Origin of the sequence: Shewanella psychrophila (genome assembly GCF_002005305.1) — a bacterium.
GTDB classification, from domain to species: domain Bacteria; phylum Pseudomonadota; class Gammaproteobacteria; order Enterobacterales; family Shewanellaceae; genus Shewanella; species Shewanella psychrophila.
On sequence record NZ_CP014782.1, the window covers coordinates 4,525,544 to 4,552,146 of the forward strand.

The following is a 26,603-nucleotide window of genomic DNA, read 5'->3' on the forward strand; positions in this document are numbered from 1 at the left end:
TTATACATCCGGTTCAAAAATTAGGGTAAATGTATCGCTATAACTGCCAACCGTGAGCGGGTCTAGATCAACCGGTCCAAACTCCACATCTATCTTGAAATTGATAGAATTCACGTCAGCGCCAGACACTTTCGAACTCGGGTTCTTGACGGTGCCATTTTCAACCAGAAGTACATTGCTACACTCAGTGCATTTTATTGTATAGGGGATCTTTGCTTGGGACGGACCAATAAGTTCATAATCTCTACCCCGGGAGGCTTTTAAATTCACATTGATGCCATTACTGAAATAGCCTGTTGCTGTTACGTCGAAACTTGTCTTGGCTGACACATCGTTAGTACTGCTGCCATACACTGTTGCCATAGCCGAATCACCGCTCAGAGTAACCGATGTCAGATAGGTTGGTGTATGATCTATCACCAATTCAAAGGCCTGACTGTCGGTGAACTGCGTCATATTTTCGCCAAGGTAATACTTGTAGAACTGACTCAATGACACACTGCCATGGTAAATACCTTTAGGTTGCAGATCAAAAAACCGAGTTAAGTCGGCATCAGTGATACTAAATATCGGCCGGATAGAGGCATAAGGGCTCACCAAGGCAGACGTGGTTAATGTATTAGTAAAAAGACAATTCGATTCGCCTTGAATACTGGCTATGGGCGGATTCCATTCGCTAGTGCCGCAGGAACCAGACACACTGGCCCCTAAGGACGCCGCCGCAGACCCTGTATTGTATTCAAAGCCACTGAAATGTATTGGCAAATTGATGTCCGTTCCACCAAGGCTCATCACTATGCTGGTTGGTGGCGGAGAGGCGAATGTTCCGGGTATCCATTTATCAGTAGGTGTTAACCCCGGGGTTTGGGTCCAGTTAGAAGGCACCAAGTCACCACCAGAAATGACGGTAGCATTGTCCCAACGAGCCACCCCAGCAGTGAAATCTAAATTCACGGTCGAAGACCAAGCGTTAGATCCCACAAGCAGCAGACTCATTAACAGCAGATTAACCTTTTTCATTGTTGGCTTCCCTGATCACTACACGGGTGTCTTTTAATTTTTTATCTGTGGTGCTGACATTTAATTCAAGACTCCCATTATTCATCTCAGGCTTAAGCTCCATGATGAAACGGCGACCAGCCAACACTTTTATATCTTTGTTACAAGTATCATTAAAATCATCTTTACAGGCACTGACACTGACATTCAGAAAAGTGTTGCCCTTGTTATAAACCTCGAGCTGATTATCCACATAGCGAGTTGAATAATTGAGCTTATCGGACTTAGCCGGAACGACAAAAATAGGAGCGAAACCTATGGCCATTTGCATGGCATTATCGGGCCGTTGGCCTTTGTCAAAATAGGGCGTCGGTACCACGGCAAGCTGAAATACACGGTCGGTGTCGCTGGCACAGTCCGGCAAACAGTTGAGTGATAGCGTAAAGTCTTTCTCAAACCCCGGCTTTATCATTGAACGTGCAGGTCGCACTGTGAGTGCCCATTGCTCGATATTGTCTCTGGTATAGGGTGTTTTGACGATCTCACCATCGACCATGGTCAGTTCAGTAATGCCTATATTGAGAAATAACTTCTTATCGTCTGTATTAGTGACGGTAAATACACCTTCACTGTTTGCATCGGCAACACGAAACATGGAGTCAATCTGAATCGCTTCGGCTGTTTGTATACTGATAAATAGGCCAAAAACGGCAGTTAAAATATGTTTGATATTAGGCATCGTTACCTTCCTGATTGTCTAAAAGAGTAAGCAAGTCCAATTCGCTGTCTTTAATTAATACATAAGCGTCAAGCTCTTGTAGCAGCTGACGTTTTTCTGATGTTAAGTGAATGTCTGTCACATAAATGTACTGCTTCCCGGCGACACTAACGCTGGTAAATGCAATGTTTTGATTGTTAAGACGCGCAATGATGTTTTCAGCATCTTTACCTAAGGTAAACTGTCCCAAATAGACTAATGTTTCCTCTTTGCTATCCCCCTGTAACAGGTGGGAGGATTTATCCCACTTATCTCGGCCATCTTGCTCCAGTCCAGGCAAACAGAAACCTTTGAGAACTTTTCTCTTAGCGTCATTAGCTTTGCCTTCGTAGATACAAAGTCCTTTACGTGAGAGCAAGCGGAAATCGGCATTCTTATGATAATTGACCCTGAACACACCATCATCAGACAGAGGCTCAGCACTTATACAAGCATCTCCCAAACACTGCACTGAGGATATGGGATTACCAAAAATGTCATCCAGCACCAATATTTGGCTTGCTAACTCAGTCACGGCCGCAGCAACATTAAAAACTGTGCCCGGATAGGTAAATTTGTGAACACGATTACGCTTAAGTTCAACATTTTGACCTGATGCATCGAAATCAAAATCAAATGCCGAATACTCTTGTAATGCCAACAGAGACGCACTGTCTGATACGTTCACCCTTCGGCTATAGCGTCCGTCTTTACTCAGGCCAAGCTTTAGCTTTGGAGAAAAATCTTCATCTTGTGTCGAGGCAACAACATGAGCATAACTGCGTGAATTATCTCTAGTGAACGACAGCCCATTAGACGACAAGACTTGAGTGCTACTAAAACCACCAGTCAATGTCTTCTCGCCTCTATCATTGGTGTAGCCGTAACTGTTGGCGGTGAAATAATCGGTATCTGTTGACGCGGTTGCCGACAAGTCCCCCATGACAGTATTATCAGAAAAAACTTGAGCACCAGCGGAGACATTACTGCGCCAATGATCACCTTTAAAATCGCCCCTGAGGTAGTTAACATTGCGATCGAAACCATCCTGATTAACATACACACTACTCTGGGCTGAGATGCCGCTGTCTCCGAACGGCATGGTCCAGCTTAGAGATATGCGAGAATCGTCATCAATAGAGCCATTATCTTTATAGCTAGCATTAACATTCAAGGTACCCAGATCAAAGCTTTTAGTTAAGCCTCCGGACAGGGACCAAGAGTCAGACTGTGTTTCTATCACTGCGCTTGACACTTTAACCACGTCATTAGAGGTATAATATGAAGCCCGCAGGTAGGCATTAGCCCCAATAAGCTGACCCGAAATGCCGACGCCAATATCTTCGAAACTGCGCAGGCCATAAAGGTGACTGGACATGCGATATTCGGTGTTTTGCGCATCATACTCATAACGACGATAATCCATAAACATCCCTGAATATGACAAACTGCCTCGTTGATAGAAGTCTTCAGCATTTAAAAAGCTACCATGAACGAAATCGAAACTCAGCTGTTCGCTGAAGTTATAACTACCACCTAGCTGCAGATATTGTTCATCGGTTCCTATGGTTGCCGAGCCACCAAAGAGTAACGCTTCGGTAAATCTGTAGGTGCTACTTGCCTTGACGATGTTACGATCATAATTGTTGTAATCAGCCATTAAGGAATCTACGCTGATGGGCCCATCCCCTAAGTCATAATCCCCCAAACGCCCCGCACCAAAGACATAATCAAATTCACCCACTGGGATTGAAAATTGATTATTGTTCACAACCTGACGGCGCTCTGTAAGCACTGTACTGCCAGAAACTTTGAGGATAATAGTAATTTCATACACCCCCTTCGGCAGATTTTCATAACTCAGAAACTGTTGTCCCTCACTTACAACTTGGCTCAAAATCAGCCGGTCGCCACGGTAAACCTCTAGTTGACCTAGCTGAGGCGCATAGTAATAAATACGCTGATGGCTCTCGGGGCTCCCCTTAATCAGATTTCTACTGGAACCGATAAAGGCTCCATCCAAATTCATTCTGGCACCAGTATTAAAAAGGTCTGTAGAGTTAAACGACAGGTTATAGCGACTACGGCCCACCTGCAGAGTATTTCCGGCGAAATCGACAGTATAAAGACCGGTATAAAGATCAAACTCATTACCTGGGGTTTTATATTGAGTATCGAAAGTGAGATAACCAAGAGGCAAACCGATTGTGGTGTAGTTGGACATGGAGCCACTATTTTGGCCATCGAAATCGGTATAACCATAGAGGCGAGCCGAGTTAATGAGTGCATTACTCTCACTAAAAGCGCTCTGATACTCAACTTCTGTCTTTTCGGCTTTCACCGACGTAGACGGCACAAAAATCCGCAGCTGTCCGTAATCAAAATCAAACACATAACCTGCACTGTTAACTTGTGGCGAGACCAGACAACGGGCTAATTTTCCCGTACAGGCGTCATCTGTAGTAACCCCAGCGACCAACTGCTTAAGAATGCCGTCAACTGCAGCGGGGGTTATCTGACTCTCTAACAAATAACTTTTCAGCTCATTGTAGGCGTTGCTATCTGCATTAACCCTAAAAACTTCATAACTGGCTAGGCCCTTAATGAGAGTACCGTCACCAGACCCTACAACAGTTACGTTGATTTGTTGCGGGGTCTCATCGAAAAAATCAGAGAACTCACCGGGAAAATAATCCGTCTGTGCTAAGGCACTGGCAACACTACTGAGTGCCAATGGCAGCGCAATCAATAAACGGGCGTTTAGATGCTTCATATTGCCAACCTCGCAAAGACGTTCAGACTTCCACTACATTCCTGCTGACTAGCGATTTGTGTTAGTTCTGGAAAAACAAGTGTGAATTTATGGTGACGAGTGCTCAGACCAGACTCAAAAGACATAGAAGGACTCACATCTTCAACACCGAAAGAAGCATCATCAAGTAAGGTTTCGACAGTTAATGGAGAGCCATTACACAAGTGTTCTGACTCCATTAGCTCAATCACGTAATCGTCGGTACTCATTGGGCTGGAAATAGTAAAGCCTATATCCAGATTGCTAAAACTTTGACTATTTGCATCATAAGAAGCAAAGTATGAAGTGCTATCTCCTTCGATTGATAGCTCTGATGAATGACTCTCTTTCTCAATAATGACAGACACATTAACTTCTTTTGTTATGGGGTCGAGCCCAGCACTTGCCGAGGCCGAAAAGAAGACAAAAGAGCAAACTATTAATATTGCGTACATATAAATTACGACCTCTTGAACTTGACAAAATTCATGCAAACTAACTAAGAAACCAGATCATTGACTTCTAGCTCAAAATAAAACCGACTATAAAAAGTTTAAATAATTAAAACCCTTACCTAATTTAATAACTAAATAGTTAAGTAAACTGCGCAATTATCTTTCTATTTAAAATCAATAATCTTACCAGTGAAGGCATTTTTGTAAGTGTTAAAACTGACTACACTCCTCCCCCTTTTGGCCTTAAGTTTCATTGTGTTTTAGATAATATACTGTTAATAAAAACCGTTTGTTCCATGAATGTATCTTGCACTCTTGTTTTTCTGGCGCCTTGGCTTCACTGCTATAGATAGGATGAGAACGCAAGTGAGTTTCGAACAAAGTTATCAATTTAACTTAAGAGTGAAATTGCTAACAAACCATCTGTTTTAGAGAGGAGTCGACTGAAAATCGACATTTTTGCCCTACACTTATGTAAGTGGCAAGTTCTTCGTCAATCAGCTTTAATCAGTTCTCCACGATTCGAGTCTTACCTTTAATCAAACCTGAAATAGTCACTGCACTGTGGCAGGGAAGAAATGAAAGCCCTCGAGATTATGTCAAGGCCCATATGGTACTGGTAACCATATGAGTGGCGTCGTGAACCGCAACAATGCCTTGAGACATGAGCTATATTTAAATTATAAACCGATAGCCAATAGCAATGTTTCATTCATGTATTCAGTAGTTTCGATAGGACTTATATGCAGGAAGCACCTACTTGTCTTGATAGCTTTGCTACTGAAGAATTGAGCACACTGTTTCTTCTTTTATACCTTTAACCAACGTAAACTTACTCACATGTTACTTTAGGGGTACATAATAGATAAGTACATGTGTTCATATGTACTAGATTAATCTCATAATGAAGCGCATTATTATTGAATGGGTTACATTTGACTGACTATTATTTTACTGAAAAGTTTATAATTGTTTTAGTTAATAGCTGACTTTTATATTCTATAATTTAGAAAATCGTTTCTTTACAGAAGGGATATTTCAAGAACAATTTCATATGGTAATTAACTAATGCAAATACCTGAAAAACCCGAAATACCCGAAATACCCGAGGAATTAACGCGATTCTGGAATGATGTTTGTGACCGGGATCTACAATTTGCAATAGAGATATGTGCTCAATATGAGGAGTATATAGATACTCAGATAAACTTATTGAAAGCGTTAATTTGTGACGATTCCCATGTTAAATCGAATAAGCAAGACTTACAGTTTACCGAAGAGATACTGCATAGACTCACCGGCAGTCTTGCCCTGTTAGGTTTTGATCTCCAGAGTCATTATTTGCATTCGTTAGAAAAGCAATTTATCAACAAAACAGCCTCATTAGACCGAGCCACCTTTGATAATATCCACAGTCAAGTGAGTGAAGTTTCGACTCTCATTAGGCAACATTGCCACTAGACTCACATTAGACAATATAGCAAGTAAGACAGCCTTGGCTAGTATATTAAGCCAAGGCTAAAAACAACATACTGAATTGAAGCATCACAACACCATTTACCGCCAGTGTCACAAATTTCCCCACGCTAGTTTCAAGCCTATCTAGGTTAAAATACGTCTAATGCCTCTATAAAATCTTATAAATCAGATAATAGGATCGCGAATAACAACCGCAACCAATTGTATCTTAAGGGTTTTGTTTTGCCTGGCATATTTCACATTTCTTTACTACCTTAAAAGCGATACCTACGTCAAACTTCAAATAAATCTGATGCTTGGTTAGCTAGCCTTAACCAATAGCCTCAATTGTGATTGCAATTTTTTGATAGCCTCAGTAAATAGTCTATCGGAACAGAATGGCAAACGAGATAACAATTGAGACAATAAAATAGCTTTGAAGGAATTTATTCAATGAACACTAAGACTTTGCTGATAGTTGAGGACGATCTATTTACCTCACGTCTAATTAAAACATTTTTCGAACGTAAGGGTTTCATTGTACATCAAGCCTATGACACCGGCGGCGCCTATATGTATGCCACGGAAAAACGCCCGGACTTGATCATTCTCGATATTCAATTACCGTCAGACTCTGGGGTCTCCATCTTCAATACACTAAAAAACATTCACCCTTGCCCCATTGTCTTTTACACCTCAATATCCACAGAAAATATGGAAATTAAAGCAATAGAGATAGGCGGTGACGACTATGTCAACAAACAGCGGGGGATGAAGGTGCTGCACTCCAGAGTCGTCCGCTTGATTGAAAAGAGTGCGACCAAGGATACAGAGGCATTAACTCCTTTGATAGAGATCAATAATATTCGTCTTAATTCCGAATTGAATCAATGTCAGATAGGAGATATGTTGATTGAACTGCAAAAGAAAGAGAGCACACTATTAAGCTTTTTAATGCTACATAAAAATACTTTGGTCAATAGGGATGAGTTATCTTTTATATTAAATGGATACTCCCATGATGGTTGGAGCCGAAGTATCGACTTAATAGTATGTAGGATCAGAAAAAAATTACGCCAGGCTAATATCCCAGAGTCAGCAATTAAGACACTTCGAGGAAAAGGATATAGCTTAGTGGAGAGTAATTTCAAAGCTGCATAGCAAGTTATTAAACTTGCTAAACCATTGTCTATACATTAAATATTAAACCATAAAAACATGGATGTTTAGCTAGATATTACCAATCACTTTAAACACTTCATTTAAATCTTTTACATTCTTACATTTAATGGCGTTGTTGATCAAATCCTCGCTATAGATGCAGCTACTCCAAGGGTTTGAGCTAACTAGGCAGGCTGTTTCCTAACTGGCATTCCTAGTCTTATGACTTTGTTCATTGCCTTTACACCTGCCAGCGCTTCACCTACTTGAGCATTATAATCTCGTAGGCTAAGTTTCGGACTAATTAGTTGCTTATATCGGTACATTGCTGTTTCAGATAGCGACCGTAAGTGATAGTCATTTTCCTTCTTCCATTGCGCTAACTCATTATTTTTGAGGGCTCTCACTGCCTCGTTTCGAGGATGCCCATCCTCCCAAAACCCAGCACTGCTTCTTGGTGGGATAGTTGGTTTGCAACCTTTACGCTGAAGTAGTTTGTGACACGCTTTGGTGTCGTATGCTCCATCAGCAGAAACTTGTTTAATTTGTCTTCTTAACGGCTTGATTAATGTGGGTAACACTTCATTATCAGCAACGTTAACCAGAGTGACTTCTGCTGCTACGACTTCATGCGTATTCGCATCTACTGCGAGGTGTAACTTACGCCAGGTACGACGCTTTTCTTTACCATGCTTTCGAGTCTTCCATTCTCCCTCGCCGTAAACTTTGAGGCCCGTTGAATCAATCACTACATGTGCCACAGAGCCACGACTCGGTGAGCGATATTTGATATTTACGGTCTTGGCACGTTTGCTAATGCAGCTATAGCTTGGTGAGGTTAGTGGCACATCCATAAGCTGGAAAACCGAGGTAGTGAAACCTTCTAGTGCTCTCAGTGATAAGTTGAATACACCTTTAACAACCAATGCAGTTTCAATAGCAACATCAGAGTAAATATACCCACGGCCACGGCGGCCGTGATGTTCAGAGCAACACCAAGAGCTAATGGCGTGCTCATCAATCCAAAAGGTCAAGGACCCTCGATTAATCAATGCCTTATTGTACTGAGACCAATTGGTCATTTTACGCTTAGCTTTACCCATCTTGATGTTTCCAATAACCACATTGGAAGATCAGATCACATAAGCTGCAAAAGGTTCAATCGATTTAGGAAACAAGGCCACATTTAATACCTAGCGGATACTCTAAAAACATAACCCCTATGACTAGAGCTCGCTAAATACAATAAATCAAACATTTATTGACTGCATAACATTAATGTATACCCGCAAAAAGAATAATGATTTGTCATAAACGGTGATGTTATTGAATATAGACATTAACGTTATTAATGATTTATATCTTATGAGTATATTACTACTTCTATTTGTTACTTTTATCGCAGCTAGCCTACAAGCCGCTACAGGGTTTGGCTTTGGCATCGTGGCTGTATCGGCTTTCTTGATCTTATTAAAATCGACTGCCGCTGTGCAGATTGTCATTATTCTCACCTTGGCCATGTCGGTGATCCACTGGCTAAAGGTTCGCTCTCTCGCCCCTAAGTTCTTAGTAAAACAACTGATTATAGGCTGTTTCATCGGTTACCCGATAGGCGTAATGCTCTTCTACTTGGCGGATATTGACACATTAAAATTTGCCGTGGCCATTCTTATCCTATTGATGGCAGTTCAAAATTTAATAGAGCGATTTCGTAACCGTAATGACGAAGCCATGTTCCTACCAATGAACCAAAAGCTATGTGCTTTTGTTGGCACCATTTCTGGCACCATGGCCAGTGCCTTGGCTATGCCTGGGCCTGCGGTTGTGAGCTATTTAACCCAATGTGAACTCGATAAAAATGCCATCCGGGCGACTGTTATCACCACTTCCACCGTTTCTTATTCTGTGTCGCTTATTCTGCAATTCTCATTTGTAGGCATAAAGACTCAAACCTGGGAGTCATCCCTCATGCTATTGCCTATGGTATTTGCCGGCCTTTTCTTCGGCGAGTACATATCAAAATTTATCAATCCAAAATTATTCAAGAACATTACTTTATTCGTACTCGTCGCAAGCGGAATAAACATCTTAGCCACCTTGTAATAGAGGCTATTCCCTTCCAGCAAGTGACTAATTCTAGAAAAACGTTCTAAAAACAAACGCTAAAATACACATTAACTCAATAAAGAAAACTCAAAAAAAGAGGTTGGAAATATGATAACTAGCAAGTTTACCAAGGCACATTTGGCTCACCTACCCACTCCATTTGAATTGATGCCCAACATGACCAAGAAGTTTAAGGGTCCGAACTTATATATCAAACGAGATGATGCCACAGGCCTAGCTTTTGGCGGTAATAAGGTTCGCCAGTTGGAATATTATGTCGGCCATGCCATGGATCAAAATGCCGATGCCCTACTTACTACCGGAGCGGTACAGTCTAACCATGTTCGTCAAACTGTGGCTGCCGCTCGAAAGATGGGCTGGCACGTAGAAGTGCAGCTGGAACACAGAGTCGATACTCACGCTAAAGAGTATTCAGAAAGCGGCAACCCATACCTGAATAAGCTTATGGGCGCAGTAATACACAATTTTGATGTAGGTGAAGATGAACTCGGCGCAGATAAAGCCATGTATGACCGGGCAGAAGAACTAAAAGTACAAGGATATAATCCTTATGTGATCCCCCTCAGTGCCACGGATAAGACACCATGGGGCTCCCTAGGGTACGTGGAATGTATAGAGGAGCTCTGTCATCAAGCCAGCGAAAGTAAAACTCAGATAGACGCTATCATTTTAGGTTCAGGATCGGCCAACACTCACGCTGGCGTGTTAGCAGGCTTAATCGCCTTGGACATGAATATCCCAGTTTATGGCTTCTGTGTACGTCGTGATGGGATTGCTCAAACTGAACGCGTCGAAATAAAAACACGCAAGGTACTCACTCTTTTGGGCATAGACGAAACTAAGTTAACCCCAGGTATGGTGATGTGTGCTGATTGGGTGCTTGCTCCTGGTTACGGTCTACCATCGAGCGAGGTTGTCGATGCCATTCACACCACGGCTTTCGAAGAAGGCATATTGCTAGATCCTACCTATACGGGTAAGGCAATGGCAGGAATGCTCGGCATGATTAAAGACGGTAAGTTTAACGATAACGACAATATCGTGTTCCTCCATACCGGCGGGACTCCCTCCCTGTTCGGCTACCCCGAACTTGTTGCCGGTAAATAGCCACCAAAAAAAGAAGAGGAAAAACTATGTCTACACATAATCAATTCCCTAAACTTGAATTTTATGTTGGCAAGATAGGCGGGATCATTCCCCTATTTGCCATGGTCACCTTGATGCTTATCCTCACAGCCTACGGCATGGGAGGCCCTAAAGGCGCTTGGGCTCCAGGATTTATTGCGATTTTACTCGGTCTGTTGCTGGTAAAGAATAAAGGCGATTATTGCCAATCGATTCTCGCAGGAATTGCCAACAAAACCGGAGTTGTCGTCATTACGGCTTGGATGTTTGCCGCCGTGCTCGGGGCGTTGATGAAAGCCGGTGGTTTAGTCGATGGCATCTTATGGTTTGGGTTATCTACCGGTATTCATGGCAGTGTATTTCTGGTGGTGGTATTTTTCTCCACCGCGATATTTGCCTCAGGTACAGGTTCTTCAAACGGGGCTAATTTAGCCCTAGCCCCCATCTTATTTCCTGCCGCTGTCATGTTAGGCGCCGATCCAGTTTGGGCGGCATTAGCCCTCTTATCCGGCGCCGTATTTGGTGACAATGTCGCACCGATATCGGATGTGACGATTGTAGGCTGTGCGACTCAAAATGCCGATCTGGGGCAAACCGTTAAGGAGCGATTTCCACTGGCCGTCACCGCAGGCATTATCTCACTCGGCATATTCATTATCTTTGGCGCAAGTGGCGAAAATGCGTTAGATGTGAACACCATAGATCTCGATGGCCTTGAGCCAAGTAATTTACTGATGTTAATCGCGGTTGCCGTGGTCATCATCACAGCATTGAAGGGGCGTCACCTCATTGAAGCCTTAGGTTACGGCATCATCACAGCTATGGTGGTCGGGGTATCTTTGGGGAGATACGATATTTCAGATCTATTCCATATTCCCGCCACCCGCGGCGATAGCAGTGGTTTGATTGAATCAGCCATTAGCGGTGTGACAGGCGCGGTGATGTTTGTATTGCTGCTGCTGGGGATCATCAGAATTTTCATGGACTCGGGCTTAATGGACTGCATACTAAAATTCATCATGAAAAATTTAGGCGACAGTGTCATAAAGAGTGAGTTGATCATCTTCTTCTCTACTGCAGCTTCTTCACTATTAGTTAGCGCTAACGCGCCATCGCAACTCCTTGTTGGACCGACAATCGTTCGCCCTATAGGAGAAAAGCAGGGAGTGAGTCCTGAACGTCGCAGTAACTTGATGTCAGCAGCGGTATGTTCAATCTTCTATATGATGCCTTGGTGCCTAGCCGTCATGGTGTGGTATTCCTCGATAGAGACCGCAGCGTTGAATTCAAACCTCCCCGTCCCTTCGGCCGCCATTAGTTTTGTCGCTCCCTACCCTTGGGCACTGTTTCTGGTGTTTATGTTTTCGATCCTCACCGGCTGGCAACGTAAAACAGTGGCAATTGAAGAGGTCAATGATGACAACCTCAACACAGTAAATTCAAAATCAGAAGCTAGTACATAATTGAAGGAAAAAGGAAATGAGTATGACACGCAGATTAAACACAGAGTTAGCCCCAGCAGCTATAGGCCCCTACGTACAAGGTGTAGTCACTGACGCTTTTGTGATAACGTCAGGGCAACTGCCTATAGATCCAGCCACTGGGAGTATGCCCGAAGAGGTCGCCGCTCAGACCCGCCAGTCCCTGGCCAATGTTAAAGCCGTAATAGAAGAATCAGGACTGAATGTTGCAAATATCTTTAAAACAACGGTATTTGTAAAAGATCTTAATGATTTTGCCTTAGTGAACCAGGCTTATCAGGAGTTCTTCGATACACACGATGCGCCTTATCCTGCTCGCTCTTGTGTGGAAGTGGCTCGCTTACCAAAAGATGCCTTAGTTGAAATCGAGGCCATGGCAGGAAACTAGCGATCTGTTCAACATGTAATACCATTCCGAGTAAGTATCTGATCATTCAGCGGGAGTTCAAAGCGCTGTAGGCAAGGCGAATGTTTGAAGCTAATAGTTATTCTCGGCAACAAGCTCCTGCGTTGCTCTACCTCCTGCATCCATGCTTTCGTATATCGAGAACATTCAACGTAGCATAAAGGGCTTTGCCCTTTGCTTTAAGCATCAGCCGCACTGCGTGAGGCTCTCAGTGTTTCCACTTCTGTGTTGCATTGACTTAAAAGGGAATAGCCATTTCCTCATCAATGCGCCTTGAATTGAAAAAACTGAGAGTCTTTGAACTGACCAGATACTTATATGGAATGGTATAATAAGGCGGTTTTTACCGCCTTTTTTTTCGCTCAATATTACTGAGAGAGTCTCTATGTCATCAGATAGTAAGCTCAACCCACGCCAGATTGAGGCATTTCAAAAATTCATGTTAACTGGCAGTGTCACTAATGCGGCTTCATTGATGCATGTCTCTCAACCAGCCGTCAGTAGATTGTTAGCCGATCTTGAGAAACAACTTGGTTTCAAACTCTTTGTCAGGAGTCATAATAAGTTAGAGATAACGCCAGAAGCTCACCTGTTTTATCAAGATGTAGAACGTCTGTTTACTGGTTTAGATAGCTTAAGTCGCTCCGCAGCAGCGATAGTAAATAACAATAGGGGAAAATTGAGGATCGGTGCTATGCCTGTGTGTTCCGACAGTTTTCTTCATGATGTGGTTGCAGATTTTGCCATCTCTCATCCCCAAATAAGGATCGAATTAGAAACAGCCCCGAGAAACCAGCTTATCGAGATGGTGTTAGATAGAAAGGTAGATGTGGCTATCATAGCCGATGTAGATATAGATGATGAGGATTTTGATTGTTGGGAACTCTATCAACAAAAAGCCAGAGTATTTCTGCCTCAAGGTCATCCACTCGCTAACAGAGATTCTTTAACGCCTAAAGACCTGCAAGATGAGAGATTTATGACACTGAGCTATGGCAGTCCGTTCAGAACTCGCGTGGAAAATTTATTTATCGGCCAAGGGATAAAACGCAATATTGTTTTTGAGGCTAGATCGCAGCACCTGTTACTTCAACTGGTAAAAAGAGGTGTCGGTATTGCCATTCTCGACCCCTTTATTTTACTCGCCGACGATAGAGGTATTGTCACACTCCCCTTGGAACCAACGGCACAATGGAGCTATTTTTTGGTTCAAGCCAGAGTGCCACAGCAAAGTGCGTTGGCTAACGCTTTCAGATCATCTCTACTCGCCTATATGAAAAAGCTTAAATAATAAGCTTTAATATAGGTATTAGAAACGATACATGAGCTTAGTCCTTAAGTCCGTCATGCTTCTGGCATCGTTATCAAAACTCATCACTGAATAATCTAGCATGGCCGACAATTGCTTTAGAGATTCAAATTGATAACTCAGATTTAAGGTATGTTCCGTCATCCCGCCCTCTTCGTCTAGGGGATTAAAGTTCGTCCATCTATATTTTACCTTTACCGAGTCAATCTGATAAGCGACACCGAGTTGTAATGAATGACTTCCGGCCTCAAAGCCTGTATCACCAGAGGTTTTAGTGGTTGTGGTGAAATTGGCATAGGCATTGTTGCCCAGGCCATGAAGCACCTTGCCATCCTCGTTGGTCTTGTTATAACCAGTAAACAAGTCGAGGTTATCTATTAATTCAACCCCCAGTTTTACCCCCAACATATCTGAATCCTGCCCAAGATTATTATCGTGGTAAACCGTCTTATAATATTGCCCACCGATATAAGGCTTAAAACGAGTATCTAACTTATAGAAGATGTCTGCATAGCCCATAAACGCTATTCCTTGGGTCTCCACCAGATGTACCTGTACTTTAGTATTAGCCATCGACCTGTTACTCATATACAAGCTATACATTCCATGGTCACCAATATCAAGAAACTCACCTGGTTTGCCTTTAGCATCTACTTTAGACTCAGTGAAGGGAGCTGTAGATTTGAAATCGGTTCTAGCTTGATATCGGTCTATTTTACCGGCAACAATGACAGTTTGAGGCAATGAACGATCGGTGACCAAGTATGCTTCGTATGACTCAGTAATACTTTGAGCCGATGAGCCGCCGAGCAGTGGCATGGCTAAGTATTGCCTACCAAAACTGACACTGGTATTACCAATGCCATAACCAAGATATGCTTCAGATAACACGGCACCATCGGCACTCATAGATGTTTTATAAGCATCATCAAAGTCATCTATCCAAGTTACATCTACAACTTGGAGAGAGCTACTGAGGCTAAAGCCATGGAAGTCACCAGATACTAATTTGAACTCTCCTCCATTAGTCCAAATTGAGCTATCTTGCTTGCCTGAGCTATCAGAGAAGTCTTGGGCAAAATACAGTGATTTAATTTGTCCACTCACCTTAGCGTCATTAATAGCATCGGCGATGGCATTCGATGCAAATGACTTAGGTGAAAAAATAATTGAAATAGCAAGTGTAAGGTAGAGTTTCTTATTCATAGTTATTACTCTTTTTAACAATCAAAGACACAAAGTTAACAAGTGCCATTGTCAGCAATGACGTATATTTCGACAAATAATTGTTTGTTTAACGAGCATGACTAAATGTTATCCAGAATAAATACACTGAACTTACGTAAGTAAACAACTGATATGATAAGTTTAATTAAATGGAAATAATTTCAATATAAGGCTCCAATGGATAGAGCGAATCTGTTATCAATAGGTGAATTGACTATGTTTGAAGATTTGTTCTCATCTAAGAACATTTCAGATACTAATAAATCTGATATTATTCTACAAATAGAACCCTGATATTTGGTTAGTAGAAAATGATAAGTTGTATCTGTTTGCTGATAAAACTGTAAAATCAGGCCGGATTAAAGGCTCAGGCTTAATAGAGTCAGATAAGAACTGGTCTGAATAAAAAAGTGTAATTTAATACTTTTATCAGTTAATAATACCTATTATTTAAATCTCATGCCATAGGTTGTAACCCATGGCAATCACTCAGTATTAAGGCTTTCTTATACCAGATATTCCAAGCATGCTTATCATCTCCCTGTGCGTGGGATTGCATTCCCCTAAGCAGGAGTAATAGTAACCTATGATCTTCAGCTCTTGCAGAGTAATACAAGGGATCATAGAAGCAGCGACGCTGAACAAACTCTAACTGAGTATCGAACCCTTTCTCTATACCACTGATACAAAGCGCCCTGCCTCTTTGGTGGAAATAGCTATAATCATCACTCAGCAAGAATGCAACCGGCCCCAGGATTAATATCAGTGCTAAACTCCCCAATGGACTTTTTTGCCACTGATCCAGTTGCCCGGCTCTCGCCTGCTCCAGTAATTCGAACCAGTCCAGCTTGACCTCATTAGAAAGCATATAAATTTCGACTCCCTTGCCTTTACTGTATTGGCTGAACCACTGCCTCAAAAAATTATTCATCTTATTACTCTTATTAATTAATAATAGATTACTTACTCTAACCACTAACAATAAAAACCTTCTATAAAATAAAATTGCTTTTATGTCTAAATGACATATACACCATTCCCGAGCCAAGAAATGTATCCGCAACGTACAGATAGAGCCGTTAATTATAGGCACGAAATTATTTAACCAACTTAAAAATCACGATAGGATACACTACAGAAACACAATACCAGGTGCGAACAATAAACAAACAGACTAAATTATAATTTCAAATCAATGGATTCTTAAGTGAGTAGATGATGGAATATTTTGAACTATTTATGATTTATGCAGGTGTTTTTTCTGCCGGAGGTTTATCAACCTTTCTGATAATATCTTGGATTGTCTCTTCTTCTAAGAGAGATGCTAATCCATATAGTAACTAAATCTAGTTAACTAATTAAAGCTATATGACCTTGGCTCTTAATCCCCCTAACCATTTGTTAAGAGCCTTTTTTATACCTTTATACTTCAGAATGTTAAAAACATTAATATAATAAACAGAATATTTAATAAAACGCTTATTCTGTCCTCCCTCTATTTTTCAGGTATTAACTCCTTAATGCACAAATTATAAAATATCATTGCCTGAGGCGAACTATGACGATCCTTTAGCCTGAATATACCAATCTGTCTCTCGACCAGAGGAGCCAATAAGGGGATCCAACACAGTGAAGGGACATTTTGAGGAAAAGCTAACCTTGGCAGAGTTGTCACACCGATCCCAAGTTCAAGCACTGAAAACAGTGAAGTGATGTTCTCTACGCTGTAGAGGGCATTTTGAGTAAGTGGACTGGCACTGCTGGCTTCTAATAGCTTACAGGTCCCATTATTGATGAAGGGGTAGCGACTTATCTCCTGCCAAGTGACGCCTTTTTTCTGTTGCGCTAACGGGTGTTCTTTTAGGCAGACCAGTCCTAGAGGATCTAACAATAGCGGGGTGAAATCGACTCTGGTATGACTGATGTTAAGGCAATTCCCCAAGGCGAGATCCACTTCACCCGCCAGTAACCTTCTCTCGACCCCAATAGCATTGTCATCGATAAGTGACACCTTTACCTTGGGGTGTCCACGAGTAAATTTAGCCAATACCTTAGGGATAATTTTAGCGGCAACCGAAGGGACACTGGCAATACGCAGCTCGCCTAGCTCACCCGCGGCAGCGGCGCTAAAGTCATAGGTTAATGCACGATATTGACTGAGAAACAGAATAACCTTAGGCAGACAGATCTCACCGAAAGGGGTCAATCTAGCCTTATGACCAGTTTCGAACAGAGGTTGGCCTAGAGTGCGTTCCAGCTCCTTTATCGAAGTGGAAAGAGCGGCCTGGGAGCGGTTCGCTCTCGAGGATGCAGCCCGAAATCCCCCCTCCTCGACCACCAGAGAAAAATGCTTTAGCTGCTGCAACTTAATATCCATTGGCTATTTTATTCCTCTTATTTGAGCTCTCATGTTGATGCTGTTTAATGAACGCTGTTGTTATCAACCCCGCTAAGGTTTTTTAATCGCTAATAGCACTAGATTGATAAGTATTATTTATTTTATGAATAAAAAAAAGCATTTTATGTATCACTTCCTCCATCAAAAGTTGATAAGTAAAATTTATCAATTGGAAAAAATTAACCGTTAGCCTTATCGAAAATCATGTGCAATATTTGAACTCACACATAATTATTGATTCTTGATGAGTAATAAATCCATGGCCAAGACTAAACAAGCAGTGCCCACATCACTTTTCGCTTCGACCGCTCCGTTAGAGTGGGCCATCACAGCTAACGGCACCCTGTATACCGCGCAAATACCTATCGATAACCAAGGTATTGTGGTTGAAGGTGGAATTGAAGCTCAAACCCGGCAGACACTGGATAACCTAGTGCATACCTTGGACTGCGCAGACGTTGATACCGATGCCGTATTGCAAGTGATGATCTATGTAACAAATGCGAGTTATCTACCTAAGGTCAATGCCATTTATGCTGAGTACTTTAAGGCCCCCTTCCCTAATCGTGCAGCCCTTGTGGTTGCCGGTTTAGCCAGAAAAGAGATGCTGGTCGAACTGGTTGTGTATGCGGCGGTTTCATAAGCCTAGGCCATTGTGCTTGCCCTTTAAAGCCAGAAAAGCAAGCTGGTTTAACTGCTTGTGTATGCGACTTTTCATAAGTCCATAATCCCTAGCACCTAGCACCTAGCACCTAGCACCTAGCACCTAGCACCTAGCTATTTTCCAGAATGTAAGTAAAAGAAAAGGATTAATAATGAATTTCAATACAGAACAAGCTATCTATATCGGCGGTGAATGGCAGGGAGGAATATCGACCATTACCAATATTAACCCGTCTGATCTATCCCAAGATTTAGGTCAATTTTCTCAGGCCAGTCGCCAACAGGTAGACCAAGCTATCTCGGCGGCGAGACAAGCCCAACCTATCTGGGAAAAAACACCATTGGAGCAAAAACAAAAAGCCCTGCAAGCCATAGGTGATGAGCTAATAGCTCGTTGTGATGAACTCGGCACCTTGCTGTCGAAAGAGGAAGGTAAACCTTTTGCCGAAGGCAGAGGTGAAGTCTATCGGTCTGGCCAGTTCTTCCATTATTTCGCCGCTGAAGTCCTGAGACAGATGGGCGATCTCGCCGACTCGGTCAGACCGGGCGTATCTGTGGAAGTCAGCCGAGAAGCCGTGGGAGTGGTGGCTATTATCTCTCCCTGGAACTTTCCCGTTGCCACCGCCGCCTGGAAAATCGCCCCTGCATTAGCTTTTGGCAACAGTGTGATTTGGAAACCCGCTAACCTGACACCGGCGAGCGCCGTCGCATTGGCAGATATCATTCATCGTCAGGACTTACCCGCCGGCACCTTTAACTTGGTGCTAGGCAGTGGCAGTGAGGTCGGCGACGCCTTAATCCATTCTGATAAAATTGACGCGGTAAGCTTTACCGGCTCGGTAGATACCGGCCGTAAGATAGCCACAGCCACGGCAGCTAACTTTGTTAAGTGCCAGCTGGAGATGGGCAGCAAGAATGCCTTAGTCATTGCCGATGACGCCGATATTAATATTGCTGTCGAGGCGACTATCGCCGGTTCCTATTCGGGGGCGGGTCAAAAGTGCACCGCCTCATCTCGCTTAGTGGTATTAGAGAGTATCCATGACAAATATGTCGATGCCTTGATTAAACGCATGAGTCAATTGAAAGTCGGACACGCCTTAGAAAAAGACGTTTTCATGGGCCCTGTGGTCGATGATAAACAGCTGGCAGCCAATTTTGACTGGATTGATAAGGCCCACCACCACGGCGCCGACCTCGCCTTCGGGGGACAAAGATTAGCGCTGGAGCATGAAGGCTATTATATGTCGCCAACCTTACTGCTTAATACGAAAAATGATTGGGACTTGAATCAGGAGGAAGTGTTCGCTCCCTTAGCCAGCGTCATCAAGGTCAAAGACCTCGATGAAGCCATAGCCACAGTCAATGACACACGATTCGGCTTAACCGCCGGCATCATTACCCAGAGTCTACGCAGTAGCGCCCTGTTTAAACAGCAAGCACAGACCGGGTGCGTCATGGTGAATTTACCCACCGCGGGCACAGATTATCATGTGCCATTTGGTGGACGTAAGCAGTCGAGCTTTGGCCCCAGAGAGCAAGGTCAATACGCTAAAGAATTTTATACCGTTATCAAAACGGCTTACCAGCGCCCTTATTAAGGAGCTCGCCATGTATCAAGATCAAATCATCATAGATGGTCTGCAATACTGTCACTGGAACCGAGATTACTTCAAGTCTCTCAGAGACAGTGGCATCACAGCTGTCCATGCCACCTTGGCTTACCACGAGAATGCTAGGGAAACCTTGAGCCAATTTGCTAAGTGGGATCAGCACTTCGAAAATAATAAGGATCTCATCATGCCGATCCTCGAAGTGGAAGATATCTATCAGGCTAAAGCCAGCGGTAGAGTCGGCATATTTTTGGGGGCACAAAACTGTTCCCCCATAGATGACGAGATTGGCTTAATTGGGGTAATGCGCAAGCAAGGCCTGCTCATCATGCAGCTCACCTATAACAATCAAAGCCTGTTGGCCAGCGGTTGTTATGAGGCAACAGACAGTGGTGTGACCCGCTTCGGTCGACAGGCCATTGCCGAGATGAACCGTGTCGGCATGATAATCGACATGTCCCACAGCGCAGAAGAGTCGACACTGCAAGCCATTGACCTCTCTTCACGGCCCATCTGCATCAGTCATGCTAACCCGGCTTTTGCTCATAGCGCCCTGCGCAATAAATCTACCCGGGTAATTAAGGCACTCGCCGAACGCGGCGGCCTGATAGGTTTTAGCCTATATCCCTTCCATCTTCCGGGCGGCAGTCAATGTAGCTTGAGCACCTTCTGTCAGATGGTCGCCGACACCGCCGAGATTATTGGAGTCGAGCACCTCAGCATAGGCAGCGACCTTTGCCTTAACCAGCCAAAACAGGTGCTGGAGTGGATGAGAAATGGCCGTTGGTCTAAGAAAATGGATTATGGCGAAGGATCGGCCAGCAATACAGGTTGGCCCGCGGCACTGCCCTGGTTTAACGCCAGCCAAGGGATGGAAAACATCTATAGTGGCTTAGTCGAACAGGGGTTCTCCCTTGAAGATACCCAAAAGATATTGGGCGGAAATTGGTTGAATTTCCTTCGGGAGGGATTGGTCCTCGAAGGGGTTTAGATTTAGGCTTAATTTTAGGACTTGGGGCTTAGGATTAGAACCTAGGAGTTAGATCAAAAGCCAAAAAGTCATAGATGAACTGAATTCTCCTATGGCTTCTTGGATAACTTCAGAGAAGAACGCCCTATTAGAGGAAATAAAGACAGAGACAGAAATATACATGTGCTGCCCTGAATAACCTATAACTCAAAACCGGGCAGCTTAAAAGGATTTAGCCACTGGCAAGTCCAATAACCTGTGGAGCAAAATATGTCTGATGCAATCAATACCGCAAACGCGGAGATTTCAACAGCAAGGCAATCAACAAATAAACATAAAGATCTCAATTTAGATAAACCCGTACTCTGGCTAAGTGGTGGCTTTATCGCCCTATTTGTCGCCATTGCATTGTTCGACGATACGCTGCTTGCCAAGATCGTTGATGTGGGGTTTAACTGGTCGGTGATGATCTTCGGCCCCTATTGGCAGGTGCTTCTTTTACTCACTTTCCTTATAAGCCTGGCTCTTGCGGCAGGCAGAACTGGCCATGTAGTACTCGGGGGCTTAAATAAACCTGAGATGGACGGTTTTCGCTGGTTATCGATAATCCTGTGTACTCTATTGGCCGGTGGGGGGGTATTTTGGGCCGCTGCCGAGCCAATTGCTCACTTTGTCAGCTCGCCGCCAGTGTTTGCCAGTACTGATGATGTTAAACAAATTGCCATCAATGCTTTGTCACAATCTTTCATGCACTGGGGCTTTTTGGCCTGGGCCATACTCGGCAGTCTGACTTCAATCGTACTGATGCACCTGCATTATGATAAAGGCCTGCCCCTTAAGCCACGCACCTTATTGTATCCACTTTTGGGTGAGCGAGCACTTCATGGCATAACCGGCACTCTGATCGATACCACGAGTATTATCGCCGTCGCGGCTGGGACTATTGGGCCCATAGGCTTTCTTGGGCTTCAGGTCAGCTATGCCCTCAACGCTTTATTTGGCTTGCCGGACTCCTATGCTACCCAGCTTGTGATCATCTTATTAGCTATCGGTATGTATACCCTATCGGCTCTGAGTGGCGTCAATCGCGGTATTCAGTTTTTGAGTCGATGTAACATCATACTGGCCATAGGCTTGATGATTTACATTCTAATATTTGGTGATACTAGCTTCATTATCAACGGTTACTTGCAAGGCGTTGGCTCCATGCTGAACAACTTTTTCCCTATGGCAACCTATCGAGGTGATGAGGCCTGGTTAAGTTGGTGGACCGTGTTCTTTTGGGGGTGGTTTCTGGGATATGGCCCCATGATGGCAATCTTTATCGCCCGTATCTCTCGTGGCCGAACTATCCGCCAATTGGTGTGCGCCGTCAGTATTATAGCCCCCTTAATCACTTGCTTCTGGTTTACCGTGGTTGGCGGCTCAGGCCTGGCATTCGAGATAAGTAATCCGGGATCTGTCAGTGCTGCCTTCGAAGGCTTTAATCTGCCCGCGTCACTGTTAGCTATCACTCAGCAGCTTCCGTACCCGACGGTTATATCCATCTTGTTCTTGCTGCTCACCGCCATTTTTATCATCACCACTGGTGACTCCATGACCTACACCATCAGTGTGGTGATCAGCGGAAACAGTGAACCCAGCACGGCGATTCGCGCGTTTTGGGGGATCATGATGGGGATCTCCGCCTTAATATTAATCTCAATGGGTTCTGGCGGGATCACGGCTTTGCAATCGTTTATTGTGATAACAGCTGTACCGGTCTCCCTCATCCTGCTGCCCTCATTGTGGAATGCGCCAAAACTAGCCATAGAAATGGCCAAGACCCAAGGTTTTTAACCATAATTCGAGCCTGTCAACAGGCTGAAGCTATTAATAAATGAATAAGAAGTGAATAACACTCAAGGATTCAACATGATAAATAATTTAGGCTCAACAAATCTGATGGATAACGGGACATTAAGAGAACCGGACATTGTGATGAACCCGAATCGTTTGGGCGCCATGCACCAGAGTCGATTGAGCTTCGTACGTAGCTTAGTGCGCCGTATGGCACGACAAAAATGGAACATATCCCAGTCTGAATGGGCTCTTGATGAGCAAGGATTCGGTCATGTGGTATACCGTATCGACACCTTAGATAATCATTATCACCTGCTGATTTTCTCAGATGAAATAGCCAATGATGAGCGTAACGATCGCGTTATTGCCGAGAAGTGGGATATCACCTTCGCACTCGTCCATGGGGATGTCGACTCTGGCTTATTTGCCAGGCTTAAGGACAATGTGCCACTACAAGAAGCCGGTAGAAATTGCAGTCAGGTATTAGTGCTAGCAAGAGCCAACAAGAGTATGCGGGTGTTCGAACATCTGGTGGACTCGCTTTCATCTGGAGTTCAGCCCCAGCGGGACATACTGGCTAGTGTCGGTTATATTTTGCGTACTACGGCGGTATATGGCAACGGTAAATTTGGTATCGCAGATTTTGAAATTCTCAAACAGAATCTAGATTTCGAATTGTCATTCAGTGCTCAGATGTGCGCAGTATATGTATTGCGACAATTCAGTCTGGACTGGGTACATTATCTGGCTAAGCAGCGTGGCGGCAATCAAGCCGTCGAGTTAATTAAGCCGCTGCAAAGATATTTAGGTGTCGGTAATGCCACAGGCTTGGGCATGGTGCCTTACCTGATCAATCATCCAAAGATCATAGACAGGTGGCTATCTCAGCGGGAATATGCCATAGCAACAACATCATCCCAGCCACTGACACAAGAGAAAAACACCAGCTTAGTAAAGCTATTAAAGCGCGCCGTTATTCATTTGCAACAAGTGATCACCATAGATACCAATCAGCAGGAGAAAAACAGACTAAGTGTCCAGGAACTCGATACCGTGATTTCAGGGTTAACCCAAGAGCAGTTTCACCAGTGGCGGACACTTATCCAAGACACACAGAGTTACAGTTATGAATCTCAAGAAATCGTCATCACCTGCATGCTGGAGCTGTACCCAGATCTAATCGATAAATATGAATTGACCATGAATGCCGATGAAGCTTTGTGTCTCAGATCAGGTTTGCTTATCGAAGAGATTTTGCAAATATTACAACATCGCTATCGCTGGGCACTAGATATTGATTTTTCATTGGCTAAAAATAGTCACTGGTTCTGGTATCGCTCTAAAGATAAAGAGGAGCCCAGAATGGGCGTCAGGGGAGTAGAAGCAGGAGATGAGCAAGAGATGAGCCTAGATATAGCCAGACAAGTCTCACGCTTACACCAAGCATTAATCAATAAGCCAGCATCGATGCCGATTAGTGAGTTCTTAATAGCGCAGCCCCAACATCGCAGCATCACCCGCCGAGTCTGGACTATGACTCAATGTCCCATGGGGGACATACAGGTTAACCTGTTAGATAAAGGGACACTCCCTATGGATCTATTGCGCTGTAAGTTAGCCATGTTCGGCGCCACTAAGTTTGATCCTCGCTCGGACCGTTGGGTGAGAGTGACGCTATTCCAAGGAGCGCCCATGAGTGATGAGTTACACACAGATGAGTGGCTGTTTCCCGTTTACCCCGAAGAATCCTTACTTCAAAGTCATCTCCCAAATCAGCTGCCACAAAACAATGCCATTCCAGGCTCTCCCCTAACAACAAATCCGGATGAGGCATAAACGATGATTCAGGTATCTCATAATGAATTAGTGACACTCTGCACTAAGGCCTTTATCAGCTTACATAAAAACTGTGGCGAAGCCGACGTAATAGCCAACATGGTGGCAGATCTGGAGATGGTGGGTCTGGATGGCATCAAGCACTTTATCAAGGCGCTAGACTTTCTGGCCGGAGACCTCGATTCCCCGGTTAAGGTCGATATCTTATCAGAGCAAATACTGAGTGCAGACCTTAAGGGCTGCAGTATCTTATGTCATCTCCCCACGTTACTTGATTACAGTTTAGATCAGCTCACAGATCATCAAACCGTTACCTTACAAATCAGCCACTGTCACAACCGTTGGCTCGCCTTTGGTGAGCTGATAAAGCTTGCTAAGAATGGCTTATCAATAAAGGCAAGCTGGAATAATGGCCCAGAGTCAATACAGCTAGTGTACATACTCGATGCTGGCCAGAGCTTACCCGAGCTTTACCTGACTCGACAAAAAGCCGATGACCAACACTCACTATCAATAGAAATCAGCCGGCAGTCCATCACTCATCCGTTAGGAGGTGATATGACGCACCACATCACATCATCGATACAGGCAGAAAGTAAACGCAAGGCATGGAAACAAGGTATATCGGTGAGCCGGGAAGATTGGGACACCATCAAGTCGGTCGCCAGCACCATTTTAGTCGAATCTAATGCCGTTTCTCTGCGGGGCGCTGGAGCGGATCATCAGCTGCTAATCAGCGAATAAAACACTCAGCTTAGAGGTGAGGTTCCTCTCCTCTAAGTTTGTTGTAACCCTTAGGGAAAAGACTGTTTCGCTTGCTATTGGAGATGAGGAATTAACCTCATCTCACTGAGTAATTCATTGCGGGAGCTTTCTGACGATAAGTACTCTTGTAAACGTTTGCTGAACTCATTGACATTGCCCTTGGGACTCTTTAAATCGATCAAAGCTTGCTGCAACTCGATAAAATGCTGCAAGCTAAAAGTCAAAGAATCAGATCCATCAAAATCAATGTCACTATCAACTTCCATTGGCTCCGCTATCTTCTCTTCACTGGATAAGCGGTTAATCACTAAGCTGATACTGGTTAGCCAGTTTTCAATCAACACTTGCAGGTTTTCAACATAAAGTGCGTTGTTCACATTGAATTTTTCAACATTAATACCTTGCATACATTTCTCCAATTGTTACGCTCCAGCTAAAATAGTTTTAGCTTTTTTACTTTTAACAAAATGACCTTGATATCCATAGATACGTGACTTATCTAATGATTTAAGATGATCCATAATCTCCACTGCTTCAACTATCACCTTGAGTCCATTTAAAACAAGTTCAGAGTGAATAAACTCAACCAGAATATCCATCCCATCATCAGTGTTCGGCATGGACAATTTTACAAAATCATACAGATGACTCTTAAGCTCAGAGTCTCTGAAATCTTGTGCTAGATAATTAAAGTCATTGGCTGCCAGTAATATATCGTTTTCTTTAAGGAATAACAGTCCTTGCAATACTCTAGGACAACGCTTACATGGATTGGCGTTCGTTAAGCCTACAACTAGGTTACCGCCAAGATGACGTAGAAGAATTGACAACTCTCTTATCTGATTAAGCCCACGCACATCACACAAACTAGCCCTTTCAATATTGACAAATATCAGTGTATGTTTTTCATTGAAAATCGAACCATTACTATTTATGACTATTTTTTTCACGATACCAAGCAATTGATTAAGTGTTTTACCAGTATTAAATTCATTAAGATGTTGCTGATGAACTTTCTGACTCAGTACCAACATCATCTCGGTAGCTATGGCAACGCCATTATGATTAACAATAGGATAAGAGTTAAACTTCAAGCTCATGTCAGAATGATGTAAATTAAAGCAAGGATTATGAACTACTGAATTTAAAATAAAGCATTTATTTAGCAAAAGAACCTCACTAACCTCAGAATAAAAACTAACAACAAACGAGTTCTAGCA

The 26,603-nt window shown here is 43.4% G+C and carries 23 protein-coding genes; 13 read left to right on the forward strand and 10 right to left on the reverse strand.

Annotated features, from left to right (window positions below; translation table 11 throughout):
• From sps_RS19605 to sps_RS19620, 4 genes are read right to left on the reverse strand one after another with little or no spacing between them, the layout of a single operon-like run.
• Window positions 1-1,020, reverse strand: a complete 1,020-nt coding sequence (locus sps_RS19605) for a hypothetical protein (protein WP_077754043.1) — start codon at window positions 1,018-1,020, stop codon at window positions 1-3.
• Window positions 1,007-1,738, reverse strand: coding sequence for a fimbrial biogenesis chaperone (locus tag sps_RS19610; RefSeq protein ID WP_077754044.1), 732 nt, complete (start codon window positions 1,736-1,738; stop codon window positions 1,007-1,009). Before sps_RS19610 ends, sps_RS19605 begins: the two co-directional genes overlap by 14 nt.
• Entirely contained in the window at window positions 1,731-4,529 is a 2,799-nt protein-coding gene (locus tag sps_RS19615; protein ID WP_077754045.1) for a TcfC E-set like domain-containing protein, read from the reverse strand. Before sps_RS19615 ends, sps_RS19610 begins: the two co-directional genes overlap by 8 nt.
• Entirely contained in the window at window positions 4,526-5,002 is a 477-nt protein-coding gene (locus tag sps_RS19620) for a hypothetical protein (protein WP_077754046.1), read from the reverse strand. The genes sps_RS19615 and sps_RS19620 overlap by 4 nt, the downstream gene beginning before the upstream one ends.
• Before the next feature lie 1,068 nt (window positions 5,003-6,070).
• Between sps_RS19620 and sps_RS19625 the strand changes: the two genes are divergently transcribed.
• Entirely contained in the window at window positions 6,071-6,463 is a 393-nt protein-coding gene (locus tag sps_RS19625) for an Hpt domain-containing protein (RefSeq protein WP_077754047.1), read from the forward strand.
• A gap of 450 nt (window positions 6,464-6,913) precedes the next feature.
• Window positions 6,914-7,621, forward strand: coding sequence for a response regulator transcription factor (locus sps_RS19630; RefSeq protein ID WP_077754048.1), 708 nt, complete (start codon window positions 6,914-6,916; stop codon window positions 7,619-7,621).
• Between the two features lie 185 nt (window positions 7,622-7,806).
• Here sps_RS19630 and sps_RS19635 read toward each other — a convergent pair whose 3' ends face one another.
• Window positions 7,807-8,724, reverse strand: a complete 918-nt coding sequence (locus sps_RS19635) for an IS5 family transposase (protein ID WP_077752481.1) — start codon at window positions 8,722-8,724, stop codon at window positions 7,807-7,809.
• Window positions 8,725-8,986: 262 nt separating this feature from the next.
• Between sps_RS19635 and sps_RS19640 the strand changes: the two genes are divergently transcribed.
• The 5 genes from sps_RS19640 (at window position 8,987) to sps_RS19660 (ending at window position 14,051) form a co-directional block, all read left to right on the forward strand.
• Window positions 8,987-9,724 carry a sulfite exporter TauE/SafE family protein gene (locus sps_RS19640; RefSeq protein ID WP_077755775.1) on the forward strand — a complete coding sequence of 246 codons (738 nt, stop codon included), beginning with the start codon at window positions 8,987-8,989 and terminating at the stop codon, window positions 9,722-9,724.
• Window positions 9,725-9,835: 111 nt separating this feature from the next.
• Window positions 9,836-10,855: a D-cysteine desulfhydrase family protein gene (locus sps_RS19645; protein WP_077754049.1), complete on the forward strand. Its 1,020-nt coding sequence runs from the start codon at window positions 9,836-9,838 to the stop codon at window positions 10,853-10,855.
• A gap of 26 nt (window positions 10,856-10,881) precedes the next feature.
• Window positions 10,882-12,336: a Na+/H+ antiporter NhaC family protein gene (locus tag sps_RS19650; protein WP_077754050.1), complete on the forward strand. Its 1,455-nt coding sequence runs from the start codon at window positions 10,882-10,884 to the stop codon at window positions 12,334-12,336.
• A 22-nt stretch (window positions 12,337-12,358) separates the two neighbouring features.
• A complete protein-coding gene (locus tag sps_RS19655; protein ID WP_077755776.1) occupies window positions 12,359-12,742 on the forward strand; it encodes a Rid family detoxifying hydrolase in 384 nt (127 codons plus the stop codon).
• 403 nt (window positions 12,743-13,145) lie between these two features.
• The gene (locus sps_RS19660) at window positions 13,146-14,051 is read left to right on the forward strand and encodes a LysR family transcriptional regulator (RefSeq protein WP_077754051.1); all 906 of its coding nucleotides are present in this window, start codon (window positions 13,146-13,148) and stop codon (window positions 14,049-14,051) included.
• An 18-nt stretch (window positions 14,052-14,069) separates the two neighbouring features.
• Here sps_RS19660 and sps_RS19665 read toward each other — a convergent pair whose 3' ends face one another.
• From sps_RS19665 to sps_RS19675, 3 genes are all read right to left on the reverse strand, one after another.
• Window positions 14,070-15,275 (reverse strand): hypothetical protein, encoded by a 1,206-nt coding sequence (locus sps_RS19665; protein WP_077754052.1) that lies wholly within the window; start codon window positions 15,273-15,275, stop codon window positions 14,070-14,072.
• Window positions 15,276-15,753: 478 nt separating this feature from the next.
• Entirely contained in the window at window positions 15,754-16,227 is a 474-nt protein-coding gene (locus sps_RS19670; protein ID WP_077754053.1) for a DUF924 family protein, read from the reverse strand.
• Window positions 16,228-16,791: 564 nt separating this feature from the next.
• Window positions 16,792-17,673 carry a LysR family transcriptional regulator gene (locus sps_RS19675; protein WP_077754054.1) on the reverse strand — a complete coding sequence of 294 codons (882 nt, stop codon included), beginning with the start codon at window positions 17,671-17,673 and terminating at the stop codon, window positions 16,792-16,794.
• Between the two features lie 265 nt (window positions 17,674-17,938).
• Between sps_RS19675 and sps_RS19680 the strand changes: the two genes are divergently transcribed.
• From sps_RS19680 to sps_RS19705, 6 genes are all read left to right on the forward strand, one after another.
• Window positions 17,939-18,337, forward strand: coding sequence for a RidA family protein (locus sps_RS19680; RefSeq protein ID WP_077754055.1), 399 nt, complete (start codon window positions 17,939-17,941; stop codon window positions 18,335-18,337).
• A gap of 172 nt (window positions 18,338-18,509) precedes the next feature.
• Window positions 18,510-19,958, forward strand: a complete 1,449-nt coding sequence (locus tag sps_RS19685; protein ID WP_077754056.1) for an aldehyde dehydrogenase family protein — start codon at window positions 18,510-18,512, stop codon at window positions 19,956-19,958.
• Between the two features lie 10 nt (window positions 19,959-19,968).
• On the forward strand, window positions 19,969-20,961 hold the full coding sequence (locus sps_RS19690; protein WP_077754057.1) for a membrane dipeptidase: 993 nt from the start codon (window positions 19,969-19,971) through the stop codon (window positions 20,959-20,961).
• A 249-nt stretch (window positions 20,962-21,210) separates the two neighbouring features.
• Window positions 21,211-22,779 carry a BCCT family transporter gene (locus sps_RS19695; RefSeq protein WP_077754058.1) on the forward strand — a complete coding sequence of 523 codons (1,569 nt, stop codon included), beginning with the start codon at window positions 21,211-21,213 and terminating at the stop codon, window positions 22,777-22,779.
• A gap of 75 nt (window positions 22,780-22,854) precedes the next feature.
• A complete protein-coding gene (locus tag sps_RS19700; protein WP_237157887.1) occupies window positions 22,855-24,618 on the forward strand; it encodes a hypothetical protein in 1,764 nt (587 codons plus the stop codon).
• 3 nt (window positions 24,619-24,621) lie between these two features.
• On the forward strand, window positions 24,622-25,362 hold the full coding sequence (locus sps_RS19705) for a DUF3726 domain-containing protein (RefSeq protein WP_077754059.1): 741 nt from the start codon (window positions 24,622-24,624) through the stop codon (window positions 25,360-25,362).
• A gap of 74 nt (window positions 25,363-25,436) precedes the next feature.
• Here sps_RS19705 and sps_RS19710 read toward each other — a convergent pair whose 3' ends face one another.
• Window positions 25,437-25,790, reverse strand: coding sequence for a type VI secretion system contractile sheath small subunit (locus sps_RS19710; protein WP_077754060.1), 354 nt, complete (start codon window positions 25,788-25,790; stop codon window positions 25,437-25,439).
• 15 nt (window positions 25,791-25,805) lie between these two features.
• Window positions 25,806-26,477: a hypothetical protein gene (locus sps_RS19715; protein WP_169915847.1), complete on the reverse strand. Its 672-nt coding sequence runs from the start codon at window positions 26,475-26,477 to the stop codon at window positions 25,806-25,808.
• Between the last annotated feature and the right edge of the window lie 126 nt (window positions 26,478-26,603).

What these genes read in the sequence shown, in the direction of transcription:
- sps_RS19610 (WP_077754044.1), bottom strand. Translation starts at nt 1,738, where the DNA reads ATGCCTAATATCAAACATATTTTAACTGCCGTTTTTGGCCTATTTATC.
- sps_RS19700 (WP_237157887.1), top strand. Translation starts at nt 22,855, where the DNA reads ATGATAAATAATTTAGGCTCAACAAATCTGATGGATAACGGGACATTA.
- sps_RS19695 (WP_077754058.1), top strand. Translation starts at nt 21,211, where the DNA reads ATGTCTGATGCAATCAATACCGCAAACGCGGAGATTTCAACAGCAAGG.
- sps_RS19605 (WP_077754043.1), bottom strand. Translation starts at nt 1,020, where the DNA reads ATGAAAAAGGTTAATCTGCTGTTAATGAGTCTGCTGCTTGTGGGATCT.
- sps_RS19640 (WP_077755775.1), top strand. Translation starts at nt 8,987, where the DNA reads ATGAGTATATTACTACTTCTATTTGTTACTTTTATCGCAGCTAGCCTA.
- sps_RS19665 (WP_077754052.1), bottom strand. Translation starts at nt 15,275, where the DNA reads ATGAATAAGAAACTCTACCTTACACTTGCTATTTCAATTATTTTTTCA.
- sps_RS19660 (WP_077754051.1), top strand. Translation starts at nt 13,146, where the DNA reads ATGTCATCAGATAGTAAGCTCAACCCACGCCAGATTGAGGCATTTCAA.
- sps_RS19650 (WP_077754050.1), top strand. Translation starts at nt 10,882, where the DNA reads ATGTCTACACATAATCAATTCCCTAAACTTGAATTTTATGTTGGCAAG.
- sps_RS19625 (WP_077754047.1), top strand. Translation starts at nt 6,071, where the DNA reads ATGCAAATACCTGAAAAACCCGAAATACCCGAAATACCCGAGGAATTA.
- sps_RS19655 (WP_077755776.1), top strand. Translation starts at nt 12,359, where the DNA reads ATGACACGCAGATTAAACACAGAGTTAGCCCCAGCAGCTATAGGCCCC.
- sps_RS19680 (WP_077754055.1), top strand. Translation starts at nt 17,939, where the DNA reads ATGAGTAATAAATCCATGGCCAAGACTAAACAAGCAGTGCCCACATCA.
- sps_RS19635 (WP_077752481.1), bottom strand. Translation starts at nt 8,724, where the DNA reads ATGGGTAAAGCTAAGCGTAAAATGACCAATTGGTCTCAGTACAATAAG.
- sps_RS19705 (WP_077754059.1), top strand. Translation starts at nt 24,622, where the DNA reads ATGATTCAGGTATCTCATAATGAATTAGTGACACTCTGCACTAAGGCC.
- sps_RS19620 (WP_077754046.1), bottom strand. Translation starts at nt 5,002, where the DNA reads ATGTACGCAATATTAATAGTTTGCTCTTTTGTCTTCTTTTCGGCCTCG.
- sps_RS19675 (WP_077754054.1), bottom strand. Translation starts at nt 17,673, where the DNA reads ATGGATATTAAGTTGCAGCAGCTAAAGCATTTTTCTCTGGTGGTCGAG.
- sps_RS19630 (WP_077754048.1), top strand. Translation starts at nt 6,914, where the DNA reads ATGAACACTAAGACTTTGCTGATAGTTGAGGACGATCTATTTACCTCA.
- sps_RS19615 (WP_077754045.1), bottom strand. Translation starts at nt 4,529, where the DNA reads ATGAAGCATCTAAACGCCCGTTTATTGATTGCGCTGCCATTGGCACTC.
- sps_RS19670 (WP_077754053.1), bottom strand. Translation starts at nt 16,227, where the DNA reads ATGAATAATTTTTTGAGGCAGTGGTTCAGCCAATACAGTAAAGGCAAG.
- sps_RS19690 (WP_077754057.1), top strand. Translation starts at nt 19,969, where the DNA reads ATGTATCAAGATCAAATCATCATAGATGGTCTGCAATACTGTCACTGG.
- sps_RS19645 (WP_077754049.1), top strand. Translation starts at nt 9,836, where the DNA reads ATGATAACTAGCAAGTTTACCAAGGCACATTTGGCTCACCTACCCACT.
- sps_RS19710 (WP_077754060.1), bottom strand. Translation starts at nt 25,790, where the DNA reads ATGCAAGGTATTAATGTTGAAAAATTCAATGTGAACAACGCACTTTAT.
- sps_RS19685 (WP_077754056.1), top strand. Translation starts at nt 18,510, where the DNA reads ATGAATTTCAATACAGAACAAGCTATCTATATCGGCGGTGAATGGCAG.